The 14735-nt window shown below is 61.7% G+C and carries 14 protein-coding genes; 7 read left to right on the top strand and 7 right to left on the bottom strand.

Annotation, left to right across the window (positions count from 1 at the left end; all coding sequences use genetic code 11):
* Positions 1-41 precede the first annotated feature (41 nt).
* Together panB and panC are read right to left on the bottom strand one after the other, a co-directional pair.
* Complete coding sequence (gene panB, locus B3605_RS06385; RefSeq protein ID WP_296433348.1) at positions 42-863, bottom strand: 3-methyl-2-oxobutanoate hydroxymethyltransferase; 822 nt, start codon at positions 861-863, stop codon at positions 42-44.
* Positions 863-1732: a pantoate--beta-alanine ligase gene (panC, locus tag B3605_RS06380; RefSeq protein WP_296433346.1), complete on the bottom strand. Its 870-nt coding sequence runs from the start codon at positions 1730-1732 to the stop codon at positions 863-865. Before panC ends, panB begins: the two co-directional genes overlap by 1 nt.
* A gap of 349 nt (positions 1733-2081) precedes the next feature.
* On the opposite strand from panC, the gene B3605_RS06375 reads away from it, so the two are divergent.
* Positions 2082-2753, top strand: a complete 672-nt coding sequence (locus B3605_RS06375; RefSeq protein ID WP_112943599.1) for a J domain-containing protein — start codon at positions 2082-2084, stop codon at positions 2751-2753.
* Between the two features lie 24 nt (positions 2754-2777).
* On the opposite strand, the gene B3605_RS06370 is transcribed toward B3605_RS06375, so the two are convergent.
* The 3 genes from B3605_RS06370 to B3605_RS06360 all read right to left on the bottom strand — a co-directional run bounded on the left by B3605_RS06370 (position 2778) and on the right by B3605_RS06360 (position 5209).
* Entirely contained in the window at positions 2778-3812 is a 1035-nt protein-coding gene (locus tag B3605_RS06370) for a Tim44 domain-containing protein (protein ID WP_113198568.1), read from the bottom strand.
* Positions 3813-3919: 107 nt separating this feature from the next.
* A complete protein-coding gene (locus tag B3605_RS06365; RefSeq protein WP_112943343.1) occupies positions 3920-4378 on the bottom strand; it encodes a YbaK/EbsC family protein in 459 nt (152 codons plus the stop codon).
* A 39-nt stretch (positions 4379-4417) separates the two neighbouring features.
* Positions 4418-5209, bottom strand: a complete 792-nt coding sequence (locus B3605_RS06360) for a DeoR/GlpR family DNA-binding transcription regulator (RefSeq protein WP_112943344.1) — start codon at positions 5207-5209, stop codon at positions 4418-4420.
* Between the two features lie 513 nt (positions 5210-5722).
* Between B3605_RS06360 and B3605_RS06355 the strand changes: the two genes are divergently transcribed.
* Complete coding sequence (locus B3605_RS06355; protein ID WP_112943345.1) at positions 5723-7216, top strand: DegQ family serine endoprotease; 1494 nt, start codon at positions 5723-5725, stop codon at positions 7214-7216.
* Between the two features lie 96 nt (positions 7217-7312).
* Here B3605_RS06355 and B3605_RS06350 read toward each other — a convergent pair whose 3' ends face one another.
* Together B3605_RS06350 and B3605_RS06345 are read right to left on the bottom strand one after the other, a co-directional pair.
* Positions 7313-8479, bottom strand: coding sequence for a dihydrodipicolinate synthase family protein (locus B3605_RS06350; RefSeq protein WP_113168220.1), 1167 nt, complete (start codon positions 8477-8479; stop codon positions 7313-7315).
* Positions 8480-8489: 10 nt separating this feature from the next.
* Positions 8490-8675, bottom strand: a complete 186-nt coding sequence (locus B3605_RS06345) for a hypothetical protein (RefSeq protein ID WP_296433342.1) — start codon at positions 8673-8675, stop codon at positions 8490-8492.
* 75 nt (positions 8676-8750) lie between these two features.
* Here B3605_RS06345 and B3605_RS06340 point away from each other — a divergent pair, with 75 nt between their 5' ends.
* The 5 genes from B3605_RS06340 to B3605_RS06320 are packed head-to-tail and all read left to right on the top strand — an operon-like array spanning position 8751 to position 14697.
* Positions 8751-9797 (top strand): LacI family DNA-binding transcriptional regulator, encoded by a 1047-nt coding sequence (locus tag B3605_RS06340; RefSeq protein ID WP_112943347.1) that lies wholly within the window; start codon positions 8751-8753, stop codon positions 9795-9797.
* A complete protein-coding gene (locus B3605_RS06335) occupies positions 9794-10798 on the top strand; it encodes a Gfo/Idh/MocA family protein (RefSeq protein ID WP_112943348.1) in 1005 nt (334 codons plus the stop codon). The genes B3605_RS06340 and B3605_RS06335 overlap by 4 nt, the downstream gene beginning before the upstream one ends.
* A 5-nt stretch (positions 10799-10803) precedes the next feature.
* On the top strand, positions 10804-12417 hold the full coding sequence (locus B3605_RS06330) for an acyl CoA:acetate/3-ketoacid CoA transferase (RefSeq protein WP_113168223.1): 1614 nt from the start codon (positions 10804-10806) through the stop codon (positions 12415-12417).
* Entirely contained in the window at positions 12410-13189 is a 780-nt protein-coding gene (locus B3605_RS06325; RefSeq protein WP_112943350.1) for an enoyl-CoA hydratase/isomerase family protein, read from the top strand. The genes B3605_RS06330 and B3605_RS06325 overlap by 8 nt, the downstream gene beginning before the upstream one ends.
* Positions 13183-14697: an aldehyde dehydrogenase family protein gene (locus B3605_RS06320; RefSeq protein ID WP_296433338.1), complete on the top strand. Its 1515-nt coding sequence runs from the start codon at positions 13183-13185 to the stop codon at positions 14695-14697. The genes B3605_RS06325 and B3605_RS06320 overlap by 7 nt, the downstream gene beginning before the upstream one ends.
* The last annotated feature ends 38 nt before the right edge of the window (positions 14698-14735 follow it).

Raw genomic sequence — 14735 nt, 5'->3', positions numbered from 1 at the left:
CGCGACGAAAGATCGCTCAAGCGTGCAAAAGGCGCACGCGTTCACTTACGTGGCTGGAAGGTGTGTTCCACGCCCGGAAAGCGGCCGGCGCGGACGTCTTCGGCATAGGTCTCCACCGCCTGCGACACGAGCGGACCGAGCTCGGCAAAGCGCTTGACAAAGCGCGGCTTGAAATCGCTGAACAAGCCCAGCATATCATCCGACACCAGCACCTGGCCATCGCAGGCGACAGACGCGCCGATGCCGATGGTGGGAATGGAAAGAGATGCCGTGATCTCGCGCGCCAGCGGTTCGACTGTTCCCTCTATGACGACGGCAAAGGCGCCCGCATCGGCCACCGCCGCCGCATCGCGGCGGATCTTCGTCACCTCCTGCTCCGAGTGCCCCAGCGACCGGAAGCCGCCAGCCGTGTTGACCAGCTGGGGCATCAACCCGATATGAGCGAAGACGGGCACGCCGCGCGATGTCATGAAGGCGACTGTCTCGGCCATCTCCTCGCCACCCTCGAGTTTGACCCCGTCGCAGCCTGTTTCCTGCAGGATGCGGACGGCATTGCGGTAGGCTTGCTCCTTGGATTCCTGGTAGCTGCCGAACGGCAAATCGACGATGACGCACGCGTGCGACGTGCCGCGCATGACCGCGCGGCCGTGAGCGATCATCATGTCGAGCGTGACGCCGACCGTCGTCTCCATACCATAAAGCACCATGCCCAGGGAATCGCCGACCAAAAGCAGATCGCAATGCGGATCCAGAAGGCGCGCAATCGGCGTTGTGTAGGCGGTGAGGCAAACGACGCGATCTCCTCCCTTCATCGAGCGGATCGAGGCCGTGGTCAGTCGCTTTTGCTTGCCCTGCGCGCTCATCAGGCGGTCCTCGACTGCGCTGTCAGGCCAATGACGCGATTATCGAGCAGCCGCGTGCTGCCGATGCGCACGAAAAGTGCCACGAGTGCCGGCGCCGATTGCAGCGAGGTCAGCGGTTCGAGTGTTTCGGGATGCCTGACGGCGACGACCTCAGCGCTTGCGAGCGGTTCGGATGCGACAAAGCGGTTCAAAGCGGCTTCCAATTGCGCGGGGTCATTACAGCCTCCGGCGTAGAGCCGGGCCGCTTCGTCGAGCGTCCGCGGCACGATGACGGCAGCGGCGCGCTCCGTCTCGCTCAGGTAGACATTTCGGGAGGAGCAGGCCAGGCCATCGGCCTCGCGCACGGTCGGCACTGCGACCACATTGACGGGTTGCGCGAGATCCTCGACCATCCGCTTGATCACCACGACCTGCTGGTAATCCTTCTCGCCGAAATAGGCGGCATGCGGCTGGACAATATTGAAGAGCTTGGTGACGACAGTCGCGACACCGGCAAAATGACCTGGGCGAACCTCGCCCTCCAACTGCCGGCCAATCTCCGGCACATCGACAACCGTCAGCATCGGGTGCGGATACATGTCCGTCACCTCGGGCGCAAACAGAAAGTCGACGCCGGCATTCTTTAGAAGCGCAGAATCCCGCTCGAGATCGCGCGGATAACGCGCAAGATCCTCGTTGGCGCCGAACTGCAGCGGATTGACGAAAATCGACACCACGGTCAAGTCGTTTTCAGCCTTGGCGCGCGAGACGAGTTCCATGTGACCGACATGCAGAAAGCCCATGGTCGGCACCAGACCGATCTTTTTGCCCTCACGTCGATCGATCCTCAGGCACGCCCTAAGATCCGCTATCGATTTGATAATACGCACGAAACCGTCCTCCGAAGCTCTCCACCAGCAGAGCTAGTGCAAGAAGGTGGCGGATAGAACTCGATTTGACTGACAGCGTCAACGCAAGCGCCGGCATTATATCGATTAAGTATTCCTTCGGCATCCGATTTTCCTATGGATCTGATTTCCGAGCGGAAAACGATGTGGCAAGCAGGTAAGTCCAATCAAACTGTGGACAGACGGTGGATGCCTTCAGCCAATCCGGGCGTTCACGCAAACTATGTATTCTTTTGTCCAAACTCTGCCCCAGTGATGGTAGAAGAACGGCATCGATAGACGAATGCCCTTCACGGGTGTCACGACGATGTCCGACAGCAGCGGAGGGACAGTGACCAATCCATACGAGATTCTCGGTGTCCGCAGGGACGCGAGCGATGACCAGATCAAATCTGCCTACCGTAGGCGCGCGAAGTCGACGCATCCGGATTCCGGTGGCGATCCCAACGCATTCGGGCGGGTGCAAAAGGCCTATGAACTGCTGCTGGATCCCGTTCGCCGCAAGGTGTTCGACGATACCGGCTATGACGTCGAACTCGCCGATCCCGTCGATCTGCAGGCGCTGATCGTCATCGAGAAACTCGTCAATGAGTTGACGCTGGATGAGCGCGAGCCCGGCACCTTCGATCCGCTCGCGCGCATGCGCGACGATCTCTCAGAGGACATGCGCAAGGCGCGCTTTTCAAAGCGCGAACTCGAGCGCCACGCCGCGCGTATCGAGCATCATCTGGAACGCCTAGAAAAGCGACCTTCGACCGACATTCTCGGCTCGATGCTACGCGCCCGCGTCAAGGCCATCGCCTCTGCGATCAGCGAGACGGAGGCCAAGATCAAGGCCAGCGAACGCGCCTGCGAGATGCTTTACGACTATGCGTATGAAGTCGACGTCAGCGAAAATGAAGAGGGCCTCCTCACAGAAGAGGAAGCCGCTCCAACAATTGCCGCGCCGCGTCGCGAAGATCGACCGCTTTGGGTCGTGCCTGCCGCAGCTCAGGAGGGCTGAAGCAGGACGTTAACGACATGGATATCAGGCAGCGCGCTGTTCGGTGCCCTGGATTGCCGCAAGCTTCCAGTCAGTGCCGGATTTGCGCACGAAGGTCCAGACCTCGGTGCTCTCAGTCGGCGAGCGCGTGTCGCCGCTGACCACCCGACCCCCATCACGCTCGACGACAGCATCGATGGACTGATAGCGCATGGCAAGCGTTGCGTAATCGGAACCGTCTTCACGCCAGGCTTCGGCGACATCGCCCTGCAGCAGCTTGACGTCGCTGACCTGGTTGCGAACGCCGTTGGAAGCGTTTTCGCCCAGTTCCTCGGCGAGATAGGACATGGCTTCCGGCGTGGTCAGCTTGCGCAGCGTGCCGTAGTCCTCGGCACCGTAGGCCGTCTGAACCTCGGTCAGGAGCCGTTCGAACCGGTCAAGGTCGTCAGGCTTAATCCCGATTTCGTCGCTCGGCTGATCGTTGCGCGGCGGTTGCGGAGCGGCATTCGAGCCGCCGAGGCCAAAGCCGGCTGCACCGGAGCCGATGCTCGGAATGCGGAAAGACGAGTTGCCGTTCGATGCCATCGGGCTGACGCCGCTCGAACGCGCCGAGCCATAGGCCGGCTGCTGACCGCGATTGGCGAAGAAACGGACGGCGAGCATGACGGCGCCGGCGATCAGAGCGAACTGCAAGAGCATGCCGAGGAAGCCAAAGCCGCCGCCGAACCCGTGACCAAGCAGCATGCCGAGCAAGCCGCCAGCAACCAGGCCGCCGATCATCGACCGGCCGAAGCCGCCAAACAGGCCACCACGCTGCTGAGCACCACCGAAGGCCGGCTGCGTCGCGGCGCCAGGCGCGTTGGTTTCAGGGCGCTGGCTCATCGAACGATCCATCGGAGCGGCAGGGGCCGGCGCGGTGCGGGTGACAGGCGGCGCCTGGAACGTGCGTGTACCGCGGCTACCGAAACCGGAGCTTCCTGCCCGCCGCGCATCCGCATCGCCGATGGACGCAAATACGGTAACGCCTGTCAGGGCGGCGATCGCCGCAACCTTGGCAAAACGTGAAACGGCACGAGGCATCTAAAGTCTCCCATATGGCAACAGTTGAGTTTCGCCTTCTTATATAGGTTTCTTTTTCTGCGTTTTAAGCTTTGCGTTGAATCTGGTTCAATTGTTCGTGTATCTGCCTATTGGCAAACGTCGACCCAGGTCGCCTTGGTCAACTCCGCCAGGCGATCCGTGGCGATCCGGACAGCCGAATTCGTCGATCCCGCGGCAGGCACCACCTCTTCAAATTGCTTGAGGGAAACGTCGCAATAAATGCGCAGCGGCGACGGAAGCCCGAACGGACAAACCCCGCCAACAGGGTGACTGGTCGCCGCGACGACCTCTTCGGCATTCAGCAGCCGCGCCTTGGTGCCGAACGTATCCTTGAACTTGCGATTGTCCAGCCGCGCCAGACCGCCCGCGACGACCAGGATCGGCGCGTCATCGAGACGCAGGCAGATCGTCTTGGCGATCTGCGCCGGATCGACCCCATGCGCCTCGGCCGCCTGCGCGACGGTCGCAGAACTCATTTCGGTTTCGACGATCTCGATATCGGGAGCGGATGCGCTGAGAAATGCACGGACGGTCTCTAGGCTCATGGGCAACAATCATCCTTGGTGGGAACACTGGAAAGCGTGTCACGCCAGCTCAGTCTGCGGCTGGCTTTGCGTGCTGGTCTCAATCAGCCGGACATCGTTCTCAAGACAGAACTGCCGCACGGATGGAACCGGGCAACGATCGGTAATAAAGGTGTGCACCTGGGAGAGCTGGGCGATCCTGACCGGCGCCGTGCGCTCAAACTTGGTGGAATCGGCGACCAGGATGACATGGCGGGCATTTGCGATGATCGCCTGTGCCACCTTCACCTCGCGGAAATCGTAATCGAGAAGCGCACCATCCTCATCGAGCGCGGAGGCGCCGATCACGGCGTAATCAACCTTGAACTGCCGGATGAAATCGACCGCCGCCTCGCCGACGATGCCGCCATCGGCGCTGCGCACCACGCCACCGGCAATCACAACCTCGATGGCCGGCAGCAACCTCAGCCGGTTGGCGACGTTGATGTTGTTGGTGATCACCATGAGCTCGTGATGATTGATGAGGGCTTCACCGACGGCCTCGGTTGTCGTGCCGATATTGATGAACAACGACGCGTTGTTGGGAATGAGGCTGGCGGCAGCCAGGCCGATGGCCTGCTTTTCGCTCGAGGCGATCTGACGTCGCGCTTCGTATTTGACGTTCTCCGTACCGCTCGGGAAGACCGCGCCACCATGCACTCGGGTCAAAATCTGGGCATCGCAGATGTCGTTGAGATCCTTGCGAATGGTTTGCGGCGTCACGGAGAAATGTGCTGCCAGATCCTCGACGAATATCCGGCCTTTCGACTTGGCCATATCGACGATTTCGGTTTGACGGTCGCTAAGGAACATAGTGCGAGTGCTTTCGCTTCAGTTTCGTTTTCTGCCCGAATACCCATAACAGAGCACAAGCCAGCGCGCAAAATGACGATGATGAGTTTCGTTCATAACAAAATTCGCGGCTTGGGTCACTTTAGTGTGTATCGACGCGCCGATGGTGCCGCGCTAGGGAAGCCCCGCGTCCCAGCCCTGCGGCGGACCACGCAATGCCTCCCAAGGCTCTTCCGCGATCGGCAGCTTGTCCGAGGACAAAGCATGGCCGATCGCGGTCGAAATCCCCCCTTAAAACCACCCATAGACCGGCCGGAGAAGAGCATTCGGCCTGCGATAGTCGTCGCATTCGCGCGCGCGACATATACTAGGCGTCACATCATTAAACTCTTGTAATAAATGACGAAAACGTAACAATTACCTAATCTATATTTAATTTGAAAATACATCCTGGTCGGCAGATATGTATCTCACGCGTCTACTACTGGTGAAAGCCATCACGCGATCGAGCAACACATATAAAGGACAGACATCATGTCAAACATCCTCAATCGCCGCCGGTCAGCAGCCCTTCTCGGTGCGGCAATCATCGTTGGCGCGGCCTCGCTTCCTTATGCGTTCGAAACGTCACCGGCCGTAGCGTCGCCGGCGTCGGTCGCCACCTCCCCCAACGGCAGCGGTTCTTTTGCCGATGTCGTCGATGCCGACAAGCCGGCCGTGGTGACCATCGTGACGACGATGAAGGCATCGGGCGCCGATGACAGCACCGACAATTCCGAGATGCAGCAGCAGTTCAAGCAGTTCTTCGAGCAGCAGGGGATTCCAGTGCCGCATCAGGCACCGCAATCGGGTGAGCATGCGCAGGCCCTCGGCTCCGGCTTCATCGTCAGCCCGGACGGCTACATCGTCACCAACAACCACGTCATCGCCAACGCCACCGATATCAAGGTAACGCTCGACGACGGCACGGAACTGCCCGGCAAGCTGATCGGCGCCGACGCTAAGGCCGATTTGGCCGTGGTCAAGATCGAGGCCCCGAAGGCCCTGCCGACCATCGCCTGGGGCGATTCCGGCAAGCTGAAGCTCGGCGACCAGATTCTGGCGATCGGCAACCCCTTCGGCATCGGCACGACCGTGACGGCCGGCATCGTCTCGGCACGCGGCCGCGATCTGCACAGCGGCCCATATGACGACTTCATCCAGATCGATGCGCCGATCAACCACGGCAATTCGGGCGGTCCGCTCGTTGATCGCGACGGTCATGTCGTCGGCATCAACACCGCCATCTATTCGCCGAACGGCGGCAGCGTCGGTGTCGGCTTCGCGATCCCATCGGATGAAGCCAAGACGATCGTCGCCAAGCTGCAGAAGAACGGCTCCATCGAGCACGGCTATCTCGGCGTTCAGATCCAGGGCGTCACACAGGATGTCGCCGATGCGATCGGTCTTGCCAAGCCGCAAGGCGCGCTCGTCGCCGACGTCTCGGAAGGCTCACCCGCTGCCAAGGCTGGTCTCAAGGCTGGCGACGTCGTCACGAACGTCGGAAGCGACAGCGTGACATCGCCGAAGGATCTCTCGCGCCTGGTGGCAGATCTGTCGCCTGGCGACAAACAGACCGTCACGGTCTGGCGCGGCGGCAAGAGCGTCGACTTGAAGGTCTCGATCGGCGGTGGCGATGACGGACAGCAGCTCGCAAGCGCAGGCGGCACCGAAAAGCATGCTCAGAGCGGGCCGAGGATCGGCGTTGCACTTGCCGACCTCACCCCCGATATCCGCGCACAGCTTGGCCTGTCGCAGAAAATCGAGGGCGCGGTCATCGCCAACGTGTCGCCGGACAAGCCCGCCGCGAAGGCCGGCCTACAGACCGGAGACATCATCCTGTCGGTGAACGATAAGACCGTTCACGACGCGAGTGAAGCTAAGAACGCGGTGGCGGATGCAGCAAAGACCGAGAAGAAGTCCGTGCTGCTCCTCGTACAGCGAGGCGGCAACAAGACCTTCGTGGCTGTTCCCTTCGCTGCGGCCTAGCGTTCGGGAGGACCGGCGTCACCACACGCCGGTCCTTTTATTAATTTGAGACAGGACTATGCCGATCATCATAAGCCAGGCGGCTTTCCGCCTGGCTTATTGCACGCCGAAGACGCCGACGAAGTTCTTCATGCGCTCAGCCGCCAACTCCGGCCGATCGAGCACATTTGCCTTGTCGGCTAGGCGGAAGATATCCGCATAGTGATTGATGCCGCGCGCCGATTGCATGCCGGCGGGCAGGCTGAAATGGCGTTGGTGGCCGTTCAGCCACGCCAGGAAGACCACGCCTGCCTTGTAGTATTGCGTGGGCGCCTCGAAGATCTTGCGCGACAGCGGCACCGTTGGCTCGATCACGGAGCGGAAGGTCGTGGTATCACCCGCCGCCAGCGACGCGAGCGCCTTGGAGGCAGACGGCGCCACGGCGTCGAAAATACCGAGAAGCGCGTGGCTGTAGCGTTTGCCATCACCCTCGATCAATTCAGCGTAATTGAAGTCGTCACCGGTGAAGCACATTACCGCCTCTGGAAGACGGTCGCGAAGCTGCACTTCCTTGGCGTTGTCGAGCAACGAGATCTTGATACCTTCGACCTTGCTCCGGTTTTCATTGATGATATCAAGCGCGCATTTGAGTGCTGGCTCGAAATCAACGCTTCCCCAATAGCCGGCAAGGTTCGGATCGAACATGTCACCCAGCCAGTGCAGGACAACCTTGTCCTTCGCCTGCGAGAGAATGCGGCTGTAGACCTTGATGTAATCGTCAGGTGATTTGGCGACGCGGGCAAGCGCGCGGCTCGCCATCATGATGGCGCGACCACCGTGTTTTTCCACGAACTCGATCTGCGTTTCGTAGGCCTTGATGACGTCATCCAGCGAGCGCGCATCGGCGGCCGCTAGATGGTCTGTGCCAGCGCCGCAGGCAAGATCGGCACCATCGACATGGCGCGCCTCTTCCAGCGACCGGCGAATGAGCTCCTGCGCACCTGCCCAATCAAGCCCCATCCCGCGCTGCGAGGTGTCCATGGCTTCGGCGATCTTGAAGCCTAGGCTCCAGAGATGGCGCCTGAAACCGATCGTCGTATCCCAGTCGATCGCCGGCTTGCCCCAGGGATCGAAATCCCGGCGCGGATCGGAGACGACGTGGGCCGCAGCATAGGCAATCCGATTGAATACCGGTGGCTTCGACGGCCGCTCGATCGGGGTTCCGACGAGGCGATATTCGCGAACAGCACCATCGGCGTCAGGCAGATTCAAGGTCAAGCTCATGGGGTCCTCCTCAAGACGTGGACAATGCAATAATTTGGATCGTTCCAAATTGCAAGCCTGTTTTATCCCATGGGAAGCACGCGCCACCTGTCGCTTCCAGCACGCCAGCAAGTGACGAAATCAGTTGTTTTCCGCCATTTTGCATCGCAACAGATACTTTCCCGTGAATTCCACCGGGAGCATCGGCGTCGACCAATTAACTCCGCTTGACAAAGTTGGAACGTTCCAATTATTAACAGGAAAAAAAGGCGCTGGCTGAGGGAGGACATTCATGGGCAAGGGACGGGTCACCGTCATCGACATCGCGAAGGCTGCCGGCGTTTCCAAGTCGACCGTCTCGTTGGTGCTGCAAGCCTCGCCCCTGGTGAATGAGAGCACCCGTACGAAGGTCAACGCCGTCATGCGGGAGCTGGGCTATGTTTATAATCGCGGCGCGGCGAACCTTCGCCAGGCGAATGCGCGATCGAAGATCATCGGCATCGTCGTCAACGACCTCACCAATAGCTTCTTCGCCGAACTTGCCGTGGGCGTCGACACGGTCGTGCAGTCGGCCGGCTTCGTGCAATTCCTGTCAAACACCAGCGAGAGCATCGATCGCCAGCGCGAAGTCATAGCCTCGATGCGCGAGCATGGCGTCTCGGGCCTGATCATCTCGCCGGCGCGCGGCACCGAAGCGCTCGACTTGAAGCCGCTTGTCATGGCCGGCATTCCGGTCGTGCTCGTCGTTCGCAACATCCCCGGCGCCAAGGTGTCGTCGCTCGTCTCTGACAATCATGCCGGCACCTTTGCCGCCGTCGAGCATCTGGCAGCGCTCGGCCACAGCCGCATTGCATTCGTCGGGGGCTTTCCGGACACCGCCGTCTTCGACGAGCGCCTGGGTGGCTATCGCGACGCCATGTCGAAAACCGGCACCGGCTTCCAAGAGGAGCTTGTCGTCTCGTCCGCGCCATCGCGCGCTGGCGGCGTCGATGCGCTTGCACGCGCTATGGCCATGCCAGATCCGCCAACGGCCGCCGTCTGTTTTAATGATGCGGTTGCCTTCGGCGTCTGCGACGGGCTGAGAGCGCGCCGCATCGAGCCCGGCAAGAACTTCGCCGTCGTCGGCTTCGACGACGTGATCGAGGCAAAGACCACGGTGCCGGCACTGACCACCATCTCGGTCGATCCGCAGGGGATCGGCCAACGCGCCGCACAGATGCTGCTGAAGCAGATCAACGCTGGAAAGCCAGAAGCGGAATCAGCCGTGAGCTCGGTGCGCCTGATCGTGCGCGAAAGCTGCGGCGCGGCGATGAACAAGCCTGGGAGGAAAATGGCATGACGGTTCGTTGGGGTCTCATCGGCGCGAGTACGATTGCGCGCGAATGGGTGATTGGAGCAATTCGCGCCACTGGCGGCGAGGTCGTCTCCATCATGAGCACCAGCCCGGAGCGCGCCCGCTCCTATGCCGCCGAGAATAATATCGGCAAGCACGTCTCCGATCTCGATGCTCTCCTCTCCGACCCCGAGATCGATGCTGTCTATATTTCGACCACCAACGAGCTGCACAGCGCCCAGGCAACTGCCGCCGCGCGCGCGGGAAAGCATATTCTCTGCGAAAAGCCACTGGCGCTTTCTCTCGAGGATGCTCATGCGATGACCAAGGCTGCAGATGAAGCGGGCGTCGTTCTCGCCACGAACCACCACCTGCGCAATGCCTCGACCCATACTGCGATGCGTGACGCAATCGCGGCCGGCCAGATCGGAAAGCCGCTCTCGGCACGCGTGTTCCACGCTGTTTACCTGCCGCCGCATCTGCAGGGCTGGCGGCTCGACAAGCCGCAGGCCGGCGGCGGGGTCATTCTCGACATCACCGTCCATGACACGGACACGCTGCGCTACGTGCTCGGACGAAACCCCGTCGAGGTGATCGCATTTTCGCAGGCCGGCGGCATGGGCAAAGAAGGTCTAGAGGACGCCGTCATGGGCGTCATGCGCTTCGAGGACGATATCATCGCCCAGTTCCACGACGGCTTCACCACGAAATACGCCGAGACCGGTTTGGAGGTGCACGGCACAGAGGGCTCGCTGATCGGCCGCAATGTCATGACCCAGCGGCCAGATGGCACCGTCACCTTGCGGACCGCAGACGGCGAGCGGTCTCTGTCAGTCACCGGCGGCAATCTATACGAGACCGCGCTCACCGCATTTCACGCCGCCGTCGCCGGCAATGGAAAGCCGTCAGCAACGGCCAAGGATGGCATATGGTCGCTGGCGACGGGTCTCGCGGTTGCGCAAGCCGCGCGCACGGGTGCTGCGGTGCCGGTCAAGACAGGACTTTGAGAGAGATGAACAAGCACGTCACCCCATCGCAAGCTGCTGACCTGATCCCCGACGGCGCCGTTGTTTCGGTCTCCTCGTCCAGCGGCCTGGGCTGCCCCGACCTGATGCTTAAAGCGATCGGCGAGCGCTTCGAAGCAACAGGCCATCCGCGCGACATCACCACGCTGCACCCGATCGCCGCCGGCGACATGAGCGGGATCAAAGGCATCGACCACATCGCGCGCAAGGGTCTCCTGAAGCGGATCATCGGTGGCTCCTACCCCTCCGGCCCGTCGACCGCCGAACCACCGCTGATCTGGCAAATGATTACCGGCAACGAGATCCCGGCCTATAACATCCCCTCCGGCGTGATGTTCGACATGCACCGCGAGGCGGCCGCCAAGCGACCCGGCGTTCTGACGAAAGTGGGGATGGACACATTCGTGGACCCGAAGCGTCAGGGCTGCGCGATGAACGCCGCCGCTCAGGAAACACCCGTGGTCAAGCGCGTCTCTTTCGAGGGAGACGACTGGCTGTATTTTCCGGCCATCACGCCCGATGTCACGATCATCAGAGCAACGACGGCTGACGAGCACGGCAACCTGACCTATGAGCACGAGGGCGCCTATCTCGGCGGGCTAGACCAAGCCCTCGCCGCGCGCAACAATGGTGGCATCGTCATCGCGCAGGTGAAGCGCATCACCAAGCAGGGCTCGCTGAAGCCACATGACGTGCGCGTGCCGGGTATGCTCGTGGACTACATCATTGTCGACCCAGAGCAGAAGCAGACGACACAGACGCTCTACGATCCTGCGATTTCAGGCGAAATCTTCCGCCCGCTCGATACGTTCCGCGTGCCCGAATTCAACATCCAGAAGGTAATTGCGCGTCGCGTCGCGCAGGAGCTTCAGGCCAACAGCTGCGTCAATCTCGGCTTTGGCATCTCGGCGAATGTGCCCCGCATCCTGATGGAAGAGGGCCAGCACGGGTCGGTCACCTGGGTGATCGAGCAAGGTGCGGTCGGGGGCGTTCCGCTGCTCGACTTCGCCTTTGGCTGCGCCTCGAACGCCGATGCCTACATGACATCGCCCTACCAGTTCACCTATTTCCAGGGTGGCGGTTTCGACGCGTCGCTGTTGTCCTTCCTGGAGATCGGCCGGGATGGCTCGGTCAACGTCTCCAAGCTCTCCTTCCGTCCGCATGTGACGGCCGGAGCCGGCGGCTTCGTCGATATCACCGCACGTGCCCGCAAGATTGTCTTCTCCGGCATGTTCAATGCAGGCGCCAAGCTCAGCATCGCCGATGGCAAGCTTGTCATCGAGAAGGAAGGCAAGCTGAAGAAGCTGGTCAACGAGGTCGAACACGTGACCTTCTCCGGCCGCCGGGCGATCGAGCAGGGCCAGGACATCACCTATGTGACCGAGCGCTGCGTAATGAAGCTCACCGCCGACGGGATCGTCCTCACCGAAATCGCACCCGGCATCGACCTGCAGACGCATATTCTGGAACAATCGGAGTTCCCCCTCTTGGTCGCCAAGGAACTCAAGGTGATGGACGCCGGGCTCTTTGCCGAAGGGCCGATCGGATTGTCGCTGCCGGTAAAAAGTGCCCGCGTTCTGGAGGGCACCTTCCATGACTAGCGGAACCGTGCGCATCGACATCGACCGCTCTCTCGCTATCATGACCGTATCACGGCCCGAGAAGCTGAATGCGCTCGACCTCGACATGCTGAAGGCTCTGTCGGAAGCCGCCGACGCGGTGGAAGCCAATCCGGATGTGCATGTCGCCATCCTCACCGGCGAAGGCAAGGCCTTCTCGGCGGGCGGCGATATCAAGGCCTGGGGGCACATGGCGCCGCAGGAGTTCGGGCACGCCTGGGTGCGCTACGGCCATCGTGTCTTCGAGCGTCTCGCCACGCTTCGCGTACCCCTGATCGCCGCGCTGAACGGCCACGCGCTCGGCGGCGGGCTCGAGTTGGCAGGCCTTGCCGACATCAGGATCGCCGAAGAGCAGATCAAGATCGGCCTTCCGGAAACGGGCCTTGGAATGATCCCCGGCTGGTCGGGCACGCAGCGTCTCGTCAAGCGGTTCGGCGCGCAGATAGTGCGCAGGATGGCGCTGGGCGGCGAGATCTTCACGGCCGAGGAAGCCCGCCAGTCCGGCATGGTCGACATGGTCGTGGCCACCGGCACCGCTGTCGACGCGGCACGTGACTACGCACGCCGCGTCGCGACACGCGGACCGGCGGCACTCGAGATCACAAAGCTTATGATCGCATCGGCAAATGGCGAGGACAACGGTACGGCGGTTGAAGCGCTCGGCTCGATTCTGGTCGCCAAAACCGGCGACCTCAAGGAAGGCGTGACCGCGTTCAGCGAGAAGCGCCCGGCACAGTTCAAGGGAGAATGGTAATGACGGTTCTGGTCACCCCAAAGGCGCTCGCCAATCAGACGGTTCGTGACTTCAAGATGCTGATTGACGGCAAATGGATCGCCGGCAATGCCGCACCGATCGAGCGTGTCGCGCCGAGCCACGGCGTCGTCGTCAGCCGCTTTCAGACTGGTTCCAAGGCGGACGCCGAGCGCGCGATTGCAGCCGCGCGCAAGGCGTTCGACACCGGCCCTTGGCCGCGCATGACGGCATCGGAGCGCTCCGCGATCCTGCTCAAGGCCGCCGATCTCATCGCCGCCAGGGCCGATGAGCTTGCCTATCTCGATGCGATCGAGGCCGGCAAGCCGATCTCTCAGGTCAAGAGCGAGATCGCAGGATCGGTCGATATCTGGCGCTATGCCGCCGCCCTTGCCCGCGACCTGCATGGCGAAAGCTACAACACGCTCGGCGACGGCACACTCGGTGTCGTGCTGCGCGAGGCGATCGGTGTCGTCTCGATCATCACGCCGTGGAATTTCCCGTTCCTGATCGTCGGCCAGAAACTGCCCTTCGCGCTTGCGGCAGGCTGCACTTGCGTGGTCAAGCCGTCGGAACTGACCTCGGGCTCGACGATCGTGCTCGGCGAAATCCTGCAGGAAGCCGGCGTCCCCGATGGCGTCGTCAACATCGTGACCGGCACGGGCGCCGAAGTTGGCGCGATCATGACTGCACACCCCGACGTCGATATGGTTTCTTTCACGGGTTCGACCGGCGTTGGTAAGCTGACGATGACCAATGCGGCGCAAACGCTCAAGAAGGTCTCGCTGGAACTCGGCGGCAAGAACCCGCAGATCGTGTTCCCCGATGCCGACCTAGACGCCTTCATCGACGCGGCCGTGTTCGGCGCCTATTTCAACGCCGGCGAATGCTGCAATGCAGGCTCGCGGCTGATCCTGCACAAATCCATCGCGAGCGACGTGGTCGCGCGCGTGGCGGCGCTTGCCAAGCTTGTAAAGGTCGGCGACCCCCTGGATCCGACCACGCAAGTTGGCGCGATCATCACGCCGCAGCACTTCGACAAGATCGCCGGCTACGTCGCGGCGGCAAAAAGCGCCGGCGCCGAAGTCGCCCATGGCGGCGGGGCGCTGGACCTGGGCATGGGCCAGTTCATGGCACCGACCATTCTCTCTCAGGTCACGCCGGGGATGACGGTCGCGCGCGAGGAGGTGTTCGGGCCCGTCCTCTCTGTCCTCACCTTCGAGACCACCGAGGAGGCGATCGAGATCGCCAATTCCATCGATTACGGCCTCTCGGCCGGCGTCTGGAGCAAGGATTTCGATACATGCCTGACAATCGGGCGTAGAGTACGTGCGGGAACCGTCTGGATGAACACATTCATGGACGGCGCATCGGAGCTGCCGTTCGGGGGATACAAGCAGTCCGGCCTCGGGCGCGAACTCGGCCGCCATGCGGTGGAGGATTACACCGAGACGAAGACGCTCAACATGCATATCGGCAGCCGCACAAACTGGTGGATGCCCAGGAACTGACAGCCGGCGGGGAGCCGGTCTGCAGAAACCACGCTCGA

The sequence above is a fragment of the Rhizobium sp. UBA1881 genome, from assembly GCF_002338015.1.
Taxonomy (GTDB): Bacteria; Pseudomonadota; Alphaproteobacteria; order Rhizobiales; family Rhizobiaceae; genus Rhizobium.
The sequence above is the reverse complement of the archived record's forward strand: the minus strand, read 5'-3'. Positions and strand labels throughout refer to the sequence as shown.

Coding starts and splice junctions, on each gene's coding strand:
- B3605_RS06340 (WP_112943347.1), top strand. CDS start 8,751: ATGGGCAAGGGACGGGTCACCGTCATCGACATCGCGAAGGCTGCCGGC.
- B3605_RS06355 (WP_112943345.1), top strand. CDS start 5,723: ATGTCAAACATCCTCAATCGCCGCCGGTCAGCAGCCCTTCTCGGTGCG.
- B3605_RS06335 (WP_112943348.1), top strand. CDS start 9,794: ATGACGGTTCGTTGGGGTCTCATCGGCGCGAGTACGATTGCGCGCGAA.
- B3605_RS06365 (WP_112943343.1), bottom strand. CDS start 4,378: ATGAGCCTAGAGACCGTCCGTGCATTTCTCAGCGCATCCGCTCCCGAT.
- B3605_RS06320 (WP_296433338.1), top strand. CDS start 13,183: ATGGTAATGACGGTTCTGGTCACCCCAAAGGCGCTCGCCAATCAGACG.
- B3605_RS06330 (WP_113168223.1), top strand. CDS start 10,804: ATGAACAAGCACGTCACCCCATCGCAAGCTGCTGACCTGATCCCCGAC.
- B3605_RS06370 (WP_113198568.1), bottom strand. CDS start 3,812: ATGCCTCGTGCCGTTTCACGTTTTGCCAAGGTTGCGGCGATCGCCGCC.
- B3605_RS06360 (WP_112943344.1), bottom strand. CDS start 5,209: ATGTTCCTTAGCGACCGTCAAACCGAAATCGTCGATATGGCCAAGTCG.
- B3605_RS06350 (WP_113168220.1), bottom strand. CDS start 8,479: ATGAGCTTGACCTTGAATCTGCCTGACGCCGATGGTGCTGTTCGCGAA.
- panB (WP_296433348.1), bottom strand. CDS start 863: ATGAGCGCGCAGGGCAAGCAAAAGCGACTGACCACGGCCTCGATCCGC.
- B3605_RS06325 (WP_112943350.1), top strand. CDS start 12,410: ATGACTAGCGGAACCGTGCGCATCGACATCGACCGCTCTCTCGCTATC.